General features: G+C 71.9%; 11 protein-coding genes and 1 pseudogene. 4 read left to right on the top strand and 8 right to left on the bottom strand.

Going from position 1 to position 14,546, the window contains the following annotated elements; genetic code table 11:
- Positions 1 to 3: 3 nt before the first annotated feature.
- From ACH499_RS31675 to ACH499_RS31665, 3 genes and pseudogenes are all read right to left on the bottom strand, one after another.
- Positions 4 to 777, bottom strand: coding sequence for a thioesterase II family protein (locus tag ACH499_RS31675; protein ID WP_399020200.1), 774 nt, complete (start codon positions 775 to 777; stop codon positions 4 to 6).
- 286 nt (positions 778 to 1,063) lie between these two features.
- Entirely contained in the window at positions 1,064 to 3,805 is a 2,742-nt protein-coding gene (locus tag ACH499_RS31670) for an AAA family ATPase (protein WP_399020293.1), read from the bottom strand.
- 235 nt (positions 3,806 to 4,040) lie between these two features.
- Positions 4,041 to 4,513, bottom strand: a pseudogene (locus tag ACH499_RS31665) (MaoC family dehydratase).
- Positions 4,514 to 4,997: 484 nt separating this feature from the next.
- Here ACH499_RS31665 and ACH499_RS31660 point away from each other — a divergent pair.
- Positions 4,998 to 5,165: a hypothetical protein gene (locus tag ACH499_RS31660; RefSeq protein ID WP_356205979.1), complete on the top strand. Its 168-nt coding sequence runs from the start codon at positions 4,998 to 5,000 to the stop codon at positions 5,163 to 5,165.
- Between the two features lie 7 nt (positions 5,166 to 5,172).
- On the opposite strand, the gene ACH499_RS31655 is transcribed toward ACH499_RS31660, so the two are convergent.
- Positions 5,173 to 6,807: an amidohydrolase gene (locus ACH499_RS31655; protein WP_399020198.1), complete on the bottom strand. Its 1,635-nt coding sequence runs from the start codon at positions 6,805 to 6,807 to the stop codon at positions 5,173 to 5,175.
- 113 nt (positions 6,808 to 6,920) lie between these two features.
- Between ACH499_RS31655 and ACH499_RS31650 the strand changes: the two genes are divergently transcribed.
- A complete protein-coding gene (locus ACH499_RS31650) occupies positions 6,921 to 7,628 on the top strand; it encodes a TetR/AcrR family transcriptional regulator (protein ID WP_399020196.1) in 708 nt (235 codons plus the stop codon).
- 180 nt (positions 7,629 to 7,808) lie between these two features.
- On the top strand, positions 7,809 to 8,372 hold the full coding sequence (locus ACH499_RS31645; RefSeq protein ID WP_356205984.1) for a dihydrofolate reductase family protein: 564 nt from the start codon (positions 7,809 to 7,811) through the stop codon (positions 8,370 to 8,372).
- 70 nt (positions 8,373 to 8,442) lie between these two features.
- Here the strand turns inward: ACH499_RS31645 and ACH499_RS31640 are convergent, their stop codons facing one another.
- Both ACH499_RS31640 and ACH499_RS31635 read right to left on the bottom strand, forming a co-directional pair.
- On the bottom strand, positions 8,443 to 9,108 hold the full coding sequence (locus ACH499_RS31640; protein ID WP_356205985.1) for a response regulator transcription factor: 666 nt from the start codon (positions 9,106 to 9,108) through the stop codon (positions 8,443 to 8,445).
- The gene (locus tag ACH499_RS31635; RefSeq protein WP_399020193.1) at positions 9,099 to 10,256 is read right to left on the bottom strand and encodes a sensor histidine kinase; all 1,158 of its coding nucleotides are present in this window, start codon (positions 10,254 to 10,256) and stop codon (positions 9,099 to 9,101) included. Before ACH499_RS31635 ends, ACH499_RS31640 begins: the two co-directional genes overlap by 10 nt.
- A gap of 154 nt (positions 10,257 to 10,410) precedes the next feature.
- On the opposite strand from ACH499_RS31635, the gene ACH499_RS31630 reads away from it, so the two are divergent.
- Entirely contained in the window at positions 10,411 to 11,655 is a 1,245-nt protein-coding gene (locus tag ACH499_RS31630) for a serine hydrolase domain-containing protein (RefSeq protein WP_399020191.1), read from the top strand.
- 11 nt (positions 11,656 to 11,666) lie between these two features.
- Here the strand turns inward: ACH499_RS31630 and ACH499_RS31625 are convergent, their stop codons facing one another.
- Entirely contained in the window at positions 11,667 to 13,469 is a 1,803-nt protein-coding gene (locus tag ACH499_RS31625; protein ID WP_399020189.1) for an ABC transporter ATP-binding protein, read from the bottom strand.
- A gap of 13 nt (positions 13,470 to 13,482) precedes the next feature.
- The gene (locus ACH499_RS31620; protein WP_399020188.1) at positions 13,483 to 14,544 is read right to left on the bottom strand and encodes an LLM class flavin-dependent oxidoreductase; all 1,062 of its coding nucleotides are present in this window, start codon (positions 14,542 to 14,544) and stop codon (positions 13,483 to 13,485) included.
- Between the last annotated feature and the right edge of the window lie 2 nt (positions 14,545 to 14,546).

The raw sequence follows: 14,546 nt of genomic DNA, 5'->3' as shown, positions 1-14,546 counted from the left end.
TCGTCAGGACACACGAGACAGGTCCCGGAAGGCGGTGATGCGGTCGCCGACCGCCGACGCCACCGCGGCCTGCTGCGCGTTCAGATAGAAGTGCCCTCCGGGGAACGTGCGCATCGAGAAGGCCCCCTGAGTGAGCTGCTCCCATGCCCGGGCCTCGTCGAGGCTCACACGGGGGTCGCGGTCCCCGACGAGCACGCCGATCGGAGCGCCGAGCCGGTCGCCCTCCCGGTAGCGGTAGGTCTCGATCGCCCGGTAGTCGGCCCGTAGTGCCGGCAGGACCATGCGCAGCAGTTCGTCGTCGGCCAGCACACTGGGATCGGTGCCGCTCAGTGCGCGGATCTCCGCGATGATCTCGTCGTCGCCACGCCGGTGGACGTTCTCCTCCCGGTGGATCACCGGGGCCCGGCGGCCGGACGCGATCAGCCCGAGCAGCGCGCCCGGTGCCGAACGCTCGACGCGCAGCGCCAGTTCGAACCCGACGACCGCGCCCATGCTGTGCCCGAAGATGACGAGCTGCCGCTCCGGCGTGGGCGCCAGCAGGTCGCAGAGCCGGTCCGCCAGTGTGTGCACGTCGTCGATCGGCGTCTCCTTCCTCCGGTCCTGCCGGCCCGGATACTGGACGCAGACGACGTCGACGGCCGGCGCCAGTTCCCGGGCCAGGGGCAGGAACTGTGACGCCGCACCGCCGGCGTGCGGCAGGCAGAGCAACTGGACCGCGCCCGGCAACGCGGTTTCGTACCTGCGGAACCAGTGGTCCCGATCCGCGGCTACGGTCATCGGCAAAGACCCCCGTCTCAGGGCAGTCAGCCGGCACATCCTCCGTCTGACGAGCCTCACTCCGTCGGCAATCGAGCCTCAACGTAACCGGCGACCCGAGCGCGACGACAGCGATCACACCCCTACCCCTACCCCTGTCGTGCGGCCGCCCTGCCCCAGCTCGTCGTCCGCGACCCGCCCTGACCAGGCATGGAGCGGTGGCGGCGGTGCCGCCCGGTTCCGACCACGACCAGGCCGCCGGGGGCACCGCCATCCGCGGAGACGTCCGGACCGGACGCGCGGCGGTTCAGTGGTCCGCCGGCCCCACCAGGCACAGCTCCACCGGCAGACCGGAGCGACTGCTCACTCCGAGTTTCCGGTAGACCTTGGTGAGGTGCTGCTCCACCGTGCTCACCGTGATGAAGAGGGTCCGGCTGATCTCACGGTTGCTCCGCCCCTGTGCGGCCAGAGCCGCGACCTTGCGCTGGGCCTCACTGAGCAGGGCGAACCCGTGGATGTCCTTCCGCGCCGTCGGAGCGTCCTCCTGCGCCTCTTCGCCACCGGAACTCTGCAGCCTCCAGTAGAGCGGTTCGGCCCCGCAGATCTTGGCCATGCGCGTTGCCTGATGTGCGCTGAGCCTGGATTCGGTGAAGCGGCCGGACTCGAGCTCGGCGTCACTCGCATCGGCGAGCGCGACGGCCAGTTCGAGCCGGTCACCGGATTCGAGGAGCACCTTCACCGCGTCCCTCAGCAGGGAGGCCCGCTCCGGAAGGTTCAGTGTCGCGGCCATGATGCGCAGGGAGCGACCGTGCACCCGCTTGTCGTCGGCGTTCGTCAGCCTGAGTTGTTCCTCGATGACGGCCTTGGCACTCGGTGAGTCGTCGAGGCGCAACCACGCCTCCGCCAGGTCACTCCTCCAGGGGACGAAGTTCGGAAGGTCGAGATCGCATCTGGCGAGAAGGCGACCACACGCCTGAAGGTCCGCCACCGCCGCATACGGCCGGTCGCTCTCGATGTAGAAACGGCCGCGCGCATGCAGGAAATGCAGCCAGAAAGGATTTCGGTGCACTGAGGGAAGTGCCTCTTTGACGAGCGTCTCCGCCTCATCCATGTTGCCCATGGCGGTGGTGGCGTGGACGAGACCGGACAGCGGCAACCCGAGGGCCGCGCCCCAGTTGTGTTCAGGCATCGCGGTCAGGGCTCGGCGAGAGTGCCGCTCGGCATCGACGAGGTCGCCCCTGCGCACGGCCACCAGCCCCTGGACGGCCGCGAGTATCGCCACCCAGGCCACTGCCTGATGCGCTTCGGCCTCCGGCCCGAGCCGCTCGCACCAGCGCTCGGCATCGTCCAGCCTGTTGTCGAAGGTCAGGACGAGCAACGCGGACAGCGCGGTGACCGGGAGGGCGTCGGCGATTCGGCAGCTTTGCAGGAGCTGTTCGGCGCTCTTGACGAGGTCGCTCCACGACATGCGCTCGGCCGTCTCCTCGGCACGGTTCGCCATGGGGGTTTCCTCGGCACGGTCCGTTTCCTTGAGAGGCACCACCCACCGAATCCACTGACGCGCGAGCGCCAGCTCTGCCGCACCGGTCAGGTCGGACTCGTCCTCTTGTCCGTCGACCTCCTCGAGCACCGTGGCCGCCTCGTCGGCCCGGCCCTGCCAGGCCAGGAACGTGCTGAGCGCCACTTTGCCGCGATCGGCCAGGGTCCCGTCCTCGAGTGCTGAGCACAGCGGCTCCAGTTGTGAGGTCACCGCGGTCGGCTTCACCAGCCACAGGACCCGTGCCAGCTCCCCCAGGACCTCGGCCCTCTCCTGGGCGTCGCCACAGGCTCGCTGGGCGGCTTCGAGGAACTCGGCCGCGCGTCCCGGATTCCCCTCCCTCACCGCTTGCCAGGCCGCGTTGCGCAGGACGTCCACGGACCACTTCTCCGCGACGCCCCCCGCGGCGACCAGGCGTTCGGCGACCTCGGACGGCATCGCCCCGTCGGAGTGGAGCAGCAGCGCGGTGCGCTCGTACAGCGCGGCGAGCGCCTCATCGTCGAGCCCGCTCAGCGCGGCGGCCCTGGCAGCCGGGTGGGAGAACCATCCGGACCGGAGCAGTCCGGTGCCGGCGAGGGCGTTCAACGCCTCCCCCACGGTGCGCTGTTCGCTCTTCAGCAGCCGTACCAGCGCGGCGGCCGACGCCGGAGCGCCGAGGACGGCCAGGCCACGGGCGACGTCGAGCAGGTGAGGATCCCAGCGGTGCAGGCAAGCCTCCACAGCCAGCTTGAAGTGAGCGCCGATGCGCACTTCGTCCGTCACGGAAACCGACTCCACGCCTGCGGGATCGGACTCGTCGAAGGCGTCGCACTGATCCTGGAACAGCGCTTGCAGGATCAGCGGACTGCCCCCTGTCGCCGCCAGGAAGGGAGGAGCAAGCCGCTCCGCGCTCGCTTCGTCCAGACCTCGCTGCCGCAGCCAATCGGTCACGCCGCCGAGAGAGAGCGGCTCCAGGTTCAAGAGATGAAAGTACGGCTGCTTGATGAACTCGGCCAGGACCAGTGGAGGCTTGGAGCTGAATATCCGCCATTCGGCGAACACCGCGACGACGGGACTGGAGGAAAGTCGGCGCAGTATCAGGAGAAGCGCTTGCAGACTGGCCGGATCCGCGTACTGCATATCATCGACAGCCAGCACCAGAGGTCGCCCGTCGGCGGCTTCGAGGAGGATTCCCGTCAGCTCGTCCACCGCCCGGGCGGTCAGCGGAGAATCCCGGCAATCGGCTTCTCGTGCGGCCAGGAGATGTTCGACCCGCCCCTCCTGCTCGGCGCTCAACTCGACGGAGCGGAACATCCGCCCCAGCACGCCCAGGGAGTGGACCTGCTCGGAAGAGGCTCCCGACGCACTCAGAACCAGGGCGCCGCTGTTCCTCGCGTACCCAGAGAAGCCGGATAAGAGTGTCGTTTTCCCTAAACCGCCCGGGCCTGTTATGAGGGCAACCGTTCGGCCGTTCGTCATGCACTCGTTCAGCATTCTCTTCAGACGTGTGAGCTCGATATTCCTCTCGACCATGTTCACCGCACAACTCCCGGATCCGCTTTACGTGAACTTTACCGACTTGACTGAATATTCAACGTAACTTCAGCCCCGTCGGGCAGTCAAGATCCCCTTGCCGGGCCTGGCCCGAAGTAGGCCGCCGGCAAGGCCGCCCAAACTCTCCTGATCCTGGATCTTGTGCGCCATCACGAGATAACGATCCAGCAGGGTGTTTTCGGGCCGGAGTCGAGCGCCCGCGGGTGGCGGTGCCTCACGGCACCGGCCCGTCAGGAGTAGTGGCGTAGACGGCCCGGGCGACGCAGGCCGGCTTGTCGCCGCCCTCCACCTCGACGGTGAACGTGAGCGGCATCTGCACGCCGTTGCCCTTCACCTCCTCCACGGTGCCGACGACGCCGTGCAGGCGGACCCTCGCGCCGACCGGTACGGGCTGGGGAAACGGACCTTCTCCAGGCCGTGGTTGACGCTCATCCTGGTACCGGTGATCTCCAGCGGCTCACCGAAGAGCGGGATGATGAGGGAGAGGGTGAGGTAGCCGTGGGCGATCGTTCCTCCGAAGGGCCCCTCCTCGGCCTTCACGGGGTCCGTGTGGATCCACTCGTGGTCGTCGGTGGCGTCGGCGACGGTGTTCACCCGGCTCCGGGTGATGTGGAGCGATTCGGTACGGCCGAGGTCGGCTCCGGTGAGCGCCCTGAGTTCGTCGAGGCTGCGCGCGGTGGTGGGCATGACGGACCGGTCGGTGGCGCGGACGGCGCTGGACGGCGGCCCGCGGACAACGGGGTGCCTGCCGGCCGCCCGCATCCCGCTCTTCAGCGACTGGTCCGTGGAGGGCAGGCCGGGGGCGCACTGGGCGGACGTCGACGCGGCGCCGCCGTCCGGCCGGCCCTGGACCACGTCCTGGACCAGGGCGCCAGGCGGCCCGCGCTGGTCGTACCCGACAGCACCACCCGCTTCCACCGGGAGGTGCGCGCCGCGCACCGCGACTGGTGCGCGGCGCACGGCCTGCCCGAGCCGGCCGTACGAGCCTCCGAACCCGGGAACGGGCCGGGGCCGTCGAGACCGCCCTGGGCTCCGGACCGGAGCGTCCCGACGACGCGCTGCTCGTGGCCGCCGAGGCCGGCCCGCCGCTCGTCCTGGAGGCGGCCCGCCGTCACGGCTACGACGTCCCCGGCGATCTGCTCTCGTCCGCGTCAGCGAGGACGAGACCGTCGTGCACACCGATCCGCCGGTGACGACGCCGAGTCTGCGCCCGGACGCCGTCGCGGAGGCCGGGATCGACCTGCCGGTGGCCGTACTGGAGCAAGGACGGCGGGAGACCGACGGAGTGCTCGTGCCGGTTCGCCTGCGCGTCCGCTCCTCCTCCCCGCGGCCGGAGTGAGGCGCGCTCAGGCCTGGTGTACGAGTGCGCCGCCCACGTAGGTGCGCTCCACCCCGGCTTCGGCGATCTCCTCCGGCGGCGCCGCGAAGACGTCGCGGTCCAGCACCACGAGGTCGGCCAGATGGCCCGGGCGCAGACTGCCGGCGTCGTCGTGGCCGTTCACATGTGCCGCGCCGGCGGTGTACGCGGCCAGGGCGGTCATCAGGTCGATGCGCTGTTCGGGCAGGAACACCCGCTCGTCCTGGGACCCGGGCTCTCGCCGGTTCACCGCCACGTGGATGCCTTCGAGGGGGTTCGGACTGGAGACCGGCCAGTCGCTGCCCGCCGCCAGGGTCGCCCCGGCCCGCAGCAGCGAACCGAACGGGTACTGCCAGGACGCCCGTTCCGGGCCCAGGAAGGGGATGGTCAGCTCGTCCATCTGCGGCTCGTGCGCCGCCCACAGCGGCTGGATGTTCGCGATCGCGCCGAGCGCCGCGAAACGCGGCAGGTCGTCGGGGTGGACGACCTGGAGATGGGCGAGGTGATGGCGGTTGCCCCGCCGTCCGTTGGCCGCGACGGCGGCCTCGATGGCGTTCAGCGCCTCGCGGACCGCGCGGTCGCCGAGGGCGTGGAAGTGCACCTGGAAGTCCAGGGCGTCAAGTTCCGTGACATGGCGGCGCAGCGCGTCCGGGTCGACGAAGCTCAGCCCGGAGTTGGCCGTGGCACAGCCGCAGCCGTCGAGGTACGGGGTGGTCATCGCGGCGGTGAAGTTCTCCGCGATCCCGTCCTGCATGATCTTGACCGAGCCCACCCGGAATCGTCCGAAGGTCAACGCGCCCCGTCGGGCAACGAGTTCGGGTATCTGGTCGCCGCCCCTCTCCCGGTCCCACCACAGCGCCCCGGCCACCCGTGCGGTGAGCGAGCCGTCCTTCGCCGCGGCCAGATAGGCCTCGGAGGGGTCGGGCATACCGTTGAACGAGCCGAGCAGGGCGTCCTGCCAGCCCGTGACGCCCAGCGAGTGCAGCAGCTTCTGAGCCCGCAGCAGACCCGCGACCCGGTCCGCCGGCGTGCTCGGCGGCACGAGACGGGACACCAGCCCCGTCGCACCCTCCTGGAGCGTGCCGCTCGGGGCGCCGTCCGCCTCCCGCTCGACGCGGCCGTCGGCCGGGTCCGGAGTACCGGCCGTGATCCCGGCGAGCTCCAGGGCCCGGGAGTTCGCCCAGGCGCCGTGGTGGTCCCGGTTGGCGAGCAGCACAGGGCGGTCCGGCACGACCGAGTCGAGCAACTGCCGGGTCGGCAGGCCCCCGGCGAAGGTCTCCAGCGACCAGCCGCCGCCGGTGATCCACTCCCGCTCCGGGTGGGCCTCGGCGAAGGCGCGGATCCGCTCCAGACACGACTCGACGTCGACGACCCCGCTGAGATCGCACTCGGCGAGCTCGCATCCGCCGCCCACCGCGTGGATGTGCGCGTCCTGGAAGCCGGGCAGCAGCAGCTTGCCCCTCAGGTCCACGACCTCGGTCCGGGGCCCGATCAGCTCGCTGACCTCGTCGTGGCCGACGGCCGTGATCCGGTCGCCGGTGACCGCGAGCGAACTCGCGCGCGTCCGGGCCGGATCCATGGTGAGGACGGGTCCCCGGGTGAAGACGAGATCGGCGTGGGGCATGCGGGGGCTCCCTTGCGTACAGTGCGCCGGACGGGCGCGTGGCGGGCGGACAGAGCGCCATGGAAGCCCGTCTGCCATTTACACGTCAATGTCGTTGACATAAGGTCCCGGCCATGTCCGATCGTGTGGTTCCCGAAGGCAGCCGGCAGCGGCGCCGGCCGACCAAGCAGGGCGCCGTCCTCTCCGAACGGCTCATCGTCGACACCGCGTTGCGGCTGGTCGCCGAGCACGGCGCCGACGCCCTCTCGGTACGGAGACTCGGCGCCGCCCTCGGCGCCGACCCCAGCGCCCTGTACCGCTACTTCCGCAACACCGACGCCCTGCTCCTCGCCATGGCCGACGAGATGATCGGCCGGGCCCAGGAAGGCTGGCGGGCCACCGGGAACTGGCGGGAGGACCTGCGCTCGATGGGACTGCGCATCCACGCCTCGTACCTCGCGCAGCCCCAGGCGGCCCTGCTCGCCGCGCACCGCACCACCGGCCGTCCGCACGAGACCCGTGCCGTGGAGACCATCCTCGGCATCCTCCGTGACGGCGGCTTCCCCGACCCCCTGGCCGTTCGGATCTACCACGCCTTCGTCGACCAGGCCCTGGCCTTCGCCGCCCAGGACGCCGCGGCGGCGGCCCTGCCCGAGGCCGCGGCGGACGCGGAGGCGGAGGTCTGGCACGCCGCCTACGGCCGCCTGCCCGCCGAGACCCACCCGAACATCGCGGCCACGTTCCCGCTGCTCGCCGCCGACATGCGGCACAGCGGCTACCCCTTCGCCCTGGAGCTGACGCTCACCGCGGTGGCGTCCCTGCACCCGAGCGCCGGGGGATAGGCCGTTCAGGGGCCTTGTCCCCACGCGTCCCCACCCGCACAAGCCGGCGCGCACTAGGATGCACAAACCACCGAACCATCTCGTTCCCAGGTGACTCGCCCCGGGGAATCCGGTGAGCAGCGACGAATTCCGCGGCGTCCGGGAGTCGTACGTCGGACCCACTACCGAGGAGGACTTCCGATGCGCAAGGTGACCTATTCGATGAACGTCTCACTCGACGGCTACATCGCCGGACCGGACGGCGGAATCAACTGGTCGGGGCCCGACGAGGACGTCTTCCGCTTCTGGATCGACGAGATCCGTGACGTCGACGTCCACCTGATGGGGCGACGGCTCTACGAGACGATGCTGTACTGGGAGACCGCCGAGCAGGAGGCATCGCTCGACGACTCCGAGCGCGAGTGGGTCGCGCTGTGGAATCCGCTTCCCAAGGTGGTGTTCTCCACCACGCTGTCGGCGGTGCGGGGCAACGCCCGCCTGGCCTCCGGAGGCGTGGCGGAGGAGATCGAGCGGTGGCGAGCGGAGCCGGGAGACGGCGACATCGCGATCGGCGGCGCGACCCTCGCCGCCGAGGCGGCCGCGTCGGGTCTCATCGACGAGTACCGGATCATGATGTACCCGGTGCTGGTGGGCGGTGGCATCCCGTTCTTCCCCGCCCGCGAGCGCCGGGTGGATCTGGAACTGCTCGAGACCCGCACCTACAACGCGAAGGTGGTCTACCTCCGCTACGGCGTGACACGTTAGCCGGGGCGGGGACCGGCCGCCGGGCCCGGATCCGCACGGAGGCCCCCGGGCGGCGACCCCGCACGGGCGGTCACCGGGGGCAGGGGTCACCGCCGCCGTGGCGGCGGAGGTGGGCCAGGACGGCGCGGACCCGGCGGTGGCCGCTGTCGCCGGGCGACAGGCCGAGTTTGAGGAAGAGATTGCCGATGTGTTTGTGAACGGCGTTGTCGGTGATGAAGAGCCGCTGGGCGATGGTGGTGTTGTCGTGTCCTTCGGCCATCAGCGCCAGGACCTCGCGTTCGCGGGGAGTGAGGGAATCGACGGGATCGCCGCGGACGGCGAGGAGCTGGGCGACGACCTCGGGGTCCATCGCGGTGCCGCCGGCGGCCACCCGGCGCAGTGCCTCGGTGAACTCCGCGACACGGCTCACCCGGTCCTTGAGCAGGTAGCCGATTCCGCCGCCGGCGTCGGCAAGGAGGCGGCCCGCGTATTCCCGCTCGACGTACTGCGACAGGACGAGGACGGGAAGGCCGGGACGGTCGCGGCGGGCCTGGAGCGCGGCGCGGATCCCCTCGTCGCGGAAGGTGGGGGGCAGCCGCACGTCGACGATGGTGACGTCCGGCCGATGGGACTCGACGGCGGCCAGGAAGCCGGGGGCGTCGTCCGTGACGGCGGCGACCTCGAAGCCCTGGGAGCCCAGCAGGAGTTCGAGTCCTGAGGACAGCAGGACGTTGTCCTCGGCGATGACTACGCGCACGGCAGCTCCACGGTGATGACGGTCGGCCCGCCCGGCGGGCTGCTGATCCTCATGGTGCCGTCCAGAGCTGCGGCGCGGCGGCCGATTCCGTCCAGTCCGCTGCCTCGGGACGCCTCTGCCCCACCCGTCCCGTCGTCGGTGATCTCCACGGACAGCGTCGCGCCGTCGCGGACGACCTGGACGGCGGCCTCGGCGGCTCGGCTGTGCCGGGCGACGTTCGCCAGCGCCTCGGTGACGGCGTGGTAGGCGACCGCTTCCACCGCGGCGGGGACGTCACCGAGCTCGCCGACGCCGATGCGGGTCGGCACCCCGGCCCTGCCGGCGAGGGAGTCGAGCGCGCCCGCCAGACCCTGGTCGGCCAGGACCGGGGGGTAGATGGTGCGGATGACGGAGCGCAGCTCGGTCATGGCCTCCTCGGTCTCGGCACGGGCCTGCCGAACGAGCGCGGCGGCCGTGTGCGGGTCCCGGGGAAGACTCTCCCCGGCCACGGCGAGCCGCACGGCGATGGCCACCAGCCGGGCCTGGGTGCCGTCGTGCAGGTCGCGTTCGATCCGTCGCAGTTCCGCGCCGTGTGCCTGCAGGACGTCCGCGCGCGTGCGGGTGAGCTCGGTGACGCGGGCCGCCAGTCGTTGAGCGGGAGACGGTGCCAGGACTGCCATGCAGCACCGCGCGTGCACCCGGGCGAGCGAAGGCAGGGTGATGGTCGCCATCGCCGCGAGGAGCAGGAGTTGTGCCAGGTTGACCGTCAGCGCGGAGGCCCAGCCGTCGATACGGACACCGAGCAGCAGCGCCCGTGGCGGGTCCGACGGGGGAAAGGCCCACCACGCCGCGGTGACGACGAGGGAGAGGAGCAGGTTGCCCAGACACAACAGGGCGAACGTGCCCGCGGGCAGGCCGGTGGCCACCTGGGTCACGAGCCAGGCGAGATCGCGGCGCGCGGCGCGCGGGCGCGGCTCCACCGGCCGTTCGAGCAGTGCCGCGGCGCTCCGGCGGTGGCGTTCCGCCCAGGGAGCCGCCAGCGACGGTACGCACAGCAGTGGCGCCGCCACGAGCGTCACCGTCGCGGTCATCAGGGTGCCGAGCAGGTAGCGTCCGCCGCGCACGGCCCGGACCAGCCGTGCGCGAGCCTCGCCGGTCACGCCGTGCACGGGTTCGCCTTCGTTCGTCGTCCGGGCCGGGGGCGGCCCTCGGACGCGCCACTGTACGTGCCGGGCACGCCGGCGGCACTACAGCCACCTGTAGGTTCCCACCGGCCCTGCGGGGTACCGACATGAGACTCGACGCCTTCCTAGCGTGCCATCCATGACAACCACGCCGCAGACCTCCGCGCCGCAGCACCTCCCGTCCCCGAGGCGTCACCGCCGGATCCGCCGAGCACGGCCGGCCGTCGCGGCGGCCGTGCTCGGCGCCGTGGGTGTGACCGTCGCCGTCCAGTCCCCGGACGGCGCGGCCGCTCCCCCGCCCGGCTACCGGCAGGAGGACCTGCGCCGGGACACCGATGCCGTTCGGGCGCTGGGGATCACCGGCGTCCAGGCGCGGGTGACCACCACGTCCGGCCGGGACCTGGTCGCCACCGCCGGCGTCGCCGTGTCCGGCAGGAACCGCCCGGTGCCCCGCGAGGGCTACTTCCGCATCGCCAGCACCGGCAAGGCGCTCATGGCCACCGTGGTCCTGCAGTTGGCCGACGAGGGCACGCTGTCACTGGACGACACGGTGGACCGCCGACTGCCCGGTGTGATCGACGGGAACGGCAACGACGGACGGCGGATGACCGTGCGTCAGCTCCTGCAGAACACCAGTGGGCTCCACGACGACCTGCCCGGCTTCGACACCCCGCAGGAGTACTACGAGCACCGCTACGACACCTACACCCCCGAACAGATCGTCGCCCGGGCGATGAAGCACCACCCGGACTTCCCGCCCGGCACGGGCTGGAGCTACTCCAACACCGGCTACGTCGTCCTCGGCATGATCGTCGAAGCGGTCACCGGCCGGCCCTGGCAGGAGGAGGTCCGGCGCCGGATCCTGCGGCCGCTCGGCATGAACCACACGTATCTGCCGGGCTCCACGCCGACCCTGCGCCGCCCGCACGCCGACGGCTACCAGGTCTTCGCCTCCGGCGAACGGACCGACGTCACCGAGCAGATCGTCCCCGACCTCGGCGGCTACGTCTCCACCACGGCGGACGTCAATCGTTTCTTCCGCGCTCTGCTGGGCGGCACGCTGCTGTCCGAGGCGCGCATGGCGGAGATGAAGGACACCGTTCCGGTCGCCGAGCGGTTCGAGGTGTTCTGGCCGGGCGGACGCTACGGCCTCGGCCTGGTCAACCGGCCCCTGACCTGCGGCGGCAGCTACTGGAGCCACGAAGGGGGCGAGGCCGGCTACATCACCCTGAACGGAGCCACCGACGACGGCACCCGTACCGTCACCGTCTCCATGTCCACCAGCTTCAACGACCTCGGCACAACGCTCGGGCAGCACAGGACCGCCGGCGCACTCGTCGACCACGCCCTGTGCGACACCCCCGGCAACACCCGGCGAAGCTGACCGCCCGTGCCTCAGACGAGCAGTTGGGTGGCGGCCAGGCGGCGGTACAGGGCGTCGCGCGTGAGCAGTTCCTCGTGGGTGCCCGTGGTGCGTACCCGGCCGGACTCCATGACCACGATGCGGTCGGCCGTGGTGACGGTGGACAGGCGGTGCGCGACGACGAGCACCGTCGTCCGGCGCGCCGCCTCCAGGATGACCTCGCGCAGGGCTTGCTCGTTGGCCGCGTCGAGCTGGGACGTGGCCTCGTCCAGGAGGAGCAGCCGGGGTCCGCGCAGCAGGGCACGGGCGATGGCCACGCGCTGGCGCTCCCCGCCGGAGAGCCGGGTCCCCCGGTGCCCTACGGGGGTGTCGAGCCCCCGCGGCAGGGACCGTACGAACGCGTCGAGGCGTGTGCGGACGAGTACGTCGCGTATCTCCTCGTCGGAGGCGTCGGGCGCGGCCAGCACGAGGTTGTCGCGCAGGCTGCCGGAGAGGACCGGGGCGTCCTGTTCGATGTAGCCGATGGCGGCGCGGAGTTCGGACAGCGGGATCTCCAGGATGTCCCGGCCGTCGAGGAGCACTCTGCCCGAGGTGGGCTCGTGGAAGCGCTCCAGCAGGGCGAACAGGGTGGACTTCCCCGCGCCCGAAGGCCCGACGACGGCGGTCATCCCCCTGCCGGGCGCGGCGAAGTCGACACCGCGGTGGACGTCGGGCAGGTCGGGGCGGTAGCGGAAGACGACCTTCTCGAAGACGACGGTCGCCGGGGGGCCTGCCGGGACGGTCCGGGCCGTCCCGCGCGGCGCGGCCGGCGGGTCGTTCTCGGTCTCCAGCAGGTCCACCTCCCGCAGCCGGGCGACGGCTGCCGCCCCCACCTGGAACTGGGTGGTCGCCTGGATGAGCTGGGAGACCGGCTCGGTGAGGTAGAAGAGGAAGAGCAGGAAGGCGACGAGGGTGGACACGTCGATGGCGCCCGAGGCGACCCGGGCTCCCCCGGCCCCGAGGACGGCGAGGAACGACAACTGGACCGAGAGCCCGGCCGACGTGCCCATCAGGGCCTGCCACTTGGCCGCCTGTACGCCGTACCGCCACGCCTCGTCGGCCGCCCGGCGGACGGCGGCGGTCTCGCGTTCCTCCGCGCCGGACGCCTTGACCGTCCTCAGCGCCCCCAGTGCGCGTTCCAGTGTCGCGCCCATGGCGCCCACCGACGCCTGCGCCCGGACGGTGGCCCGGGAAATGCGCGGCATGGCCGTGGTGACCACCGCGCTGACGAAGACGGTCACCCCGACGGAGACGCACAGCAGCACGGGGTCGAGCAGGCCCATCAGGACCAGCACCCCGCCGAGGGTGAGGACGCCGTTGGCCGCCGAGACCACCGACTGGGTGGTGACCTGCCGCAGCAGCGTGGTGTCCGAGGTGACGCGTGCCAGGAGGTCCCCGGGCTCCGCGCGTTCGAAGTCGGGCACCTTCAGGCGCAGCAGCCGGCCGGCGAGGTGGTGGCGGGCGCGCAGGACCACCGACTCGGCGGTGTGGGCGAGAACGTACTGGCTGAGCGCCTTGAGGGCCGCGCCCAGCAGGACGAGTCCCGACAGGAGGGTCAGCGTCCCGGTGACGCTGTCGTGCCGTGACAGGTCGTCGATCAGCGCCTTCGCCGCGAGCGGCTGGACGAGGGCCGCCGCCGCCCCGGCCAGCCCGAGCAGCCCGCCCAGGGCTGTGCGCCGGAGGTGCGGGCGGATGTGGGCCAGCAGGGCCTGCCAGGTCGAGCGGAGCGGTACGGGAGACGGTCCGGCCGCGGTGCCCCTGGTTCGGGGGTCTGCGCCAGGTGCGTGTGCGGTCATGGCGGGGCGGCTCTCACACCGTGACCCGGGCCGGGGCGGTGCCGAGCCGGTGCCGTACGGCGGGGAAGACCTCGGTGGCGAGCCGCTCCAGGTTGCGCAGGACGTCGCCGGTGTCCGCCGCGGCCTCCACCTGGCACATCACCCGTGTGCAGCCGGAGGCGCGGACGTGGTGCGCGAGCCGTTCGGCGCAGGTCCGGGCGGGTCCGACGGGGTGCGTGGCCAGGAGCCTGTCGGCGAGGTGCCCGATGTTGGCGTCGGAGACCGGTGGCGGTGCCGAGGCGGCGTCGCCCGCGAGGCGGCTGGGGTCGTTGTTGAGGGAGAGGATGAACCGCGCCCGGTCCCGCATGAGCCGCCTGGCGTCCTCGGGCGCGTCGCAGACCTGCGCGAACACGGCGAACGCGTGGCCCGCCGCCGGCTCTGGGCGCTCGCCGCTCAGTCGGCGGCGTTCGTAGAGGGCCAGCATCTCCGCCTTGGCCTCGGCGCTCTTGTCGAAGAACAGCATGAGGGGCAGTCCCCGGTCGGCGGCGAGCTCTATCGACGCGGGGGAACCGGCCGCCACGTACACCGGCGGGCCGGGCGGGTCCAGCGGGGGCGGGGTGAGACGGACGGCGGAGAGGGCCGGGTCGGCGGACACCTCGCCGCGCAGTGCGGCGAGTAGGCGGTCCAGGGGTTCTGCCAGACCGGCCCGCCAGGCCGTGAGCCCGGGGCCCAGCAGGTCGTACTCGACGCCGGGGAAGCCGCGTCCCACGCCGAGACGGAACCGGCCGCCCGACAGGTGGTCCAGCAGGGCCGTCTGTTCCGCCGTGTGCACCGGCGAGTGCAGCGGCAGTACCGTCACCGCGGTGCCCACGTGCAGGTTCTCGGTCCGCGCCAGCAGGTACGCGGCGAGGGTGAGCGCGGAGGGGTTGACGGCGGTGTCGAGGAAGTGGTGTTCGGTCACCCACACGTCGTCCAGGCCCAACTCCTCCGCCCGCCGCGCGACGGCCACGGTGCGGGCCAGGACGTCGGCCTCCGACTGGCCCGGGTGCCGGTCGGTGGCCAGCACGACGCCGAACCTGAGGTCTCGTTCCCGCATCT

The sequence above is a fragment of the Streptomyces sp. NPDC018947 genome, from assembly GCF_044390505.1.
Taxonomy (GTDB): domain Bacteria; phylum Actinomycetota; class Actinomycetes; order Streptomycetales; family Streptomycetaceae; genus Streptomyces.
Note: the sequence above shows the minus strand (reverse complement) of the source record. Positions and strands in the feature narration are given on the sequence as shown.

What these genes read in the sequence shown, in the direction of transcription:
- ACH499_RS31675 (WP_399020200.1), bottom strand. Translation starts at nt 777, where the DNA reads ATGACCGTAGCCGCGGATCGGGACCACTGGTTCCGCAGGTACGAAACC.
- ACH499_RS31670 (WP_399020293.1), bottom strand. Translation starts at nt 3,805, where the DNA reads ATGGTCGAGAGGAATATCGAGCTCACACGTCTGAAGAGAATGCTGAAC.
- ACH499_RS31655 (WP_399020198.1), bottom strand. Translation starts at nt 6,807, where the DNA reads ATGCCCCACGCCGATCTCGTCTTCACCCGGGGACCCGTCCTCACCATG.
- ACH499_RS31650 (WP_399020196.1), top strand. Translation starts at nt 6,921, where the DNA reads ATGTCCGATCGTGTGGTTCCCGAAGGCAGCCGGCAGCGGCGCCGGCCG.
- ACH499_RS31645 (WP_356205984.1), top strand. Translation starts at nt 7,809, where the DNA reads ATGCGCAAGGTGACCTATTCGATGAACGTCTCACTCGACGGCTACATC.
- ACH499_RS31630 (WP_399020191.1), top strand. Translation starts at nt 10,411, where the DNA reads ATGACAACCACGCCGCAGACCTCCGCGCCGCAGCACCTCCCGTCCCCG.
- ACH499_RS31625 (WP_399020189.1), bottom strand. Translation starts at nt 13,469, where the DNA reads ATGACCGCACACGCACCTGGCGCAGACCCCCGAACCAGGGGCACCGCG.
- ACH499_RS31620 (WP_399020188.1), bottom strand. Translation starts at nt 14,544, where the DNA reads ATGCGGGAACGAGACCTCAGGTTCGGCGTCGTGCTGGCCACCGACCGG.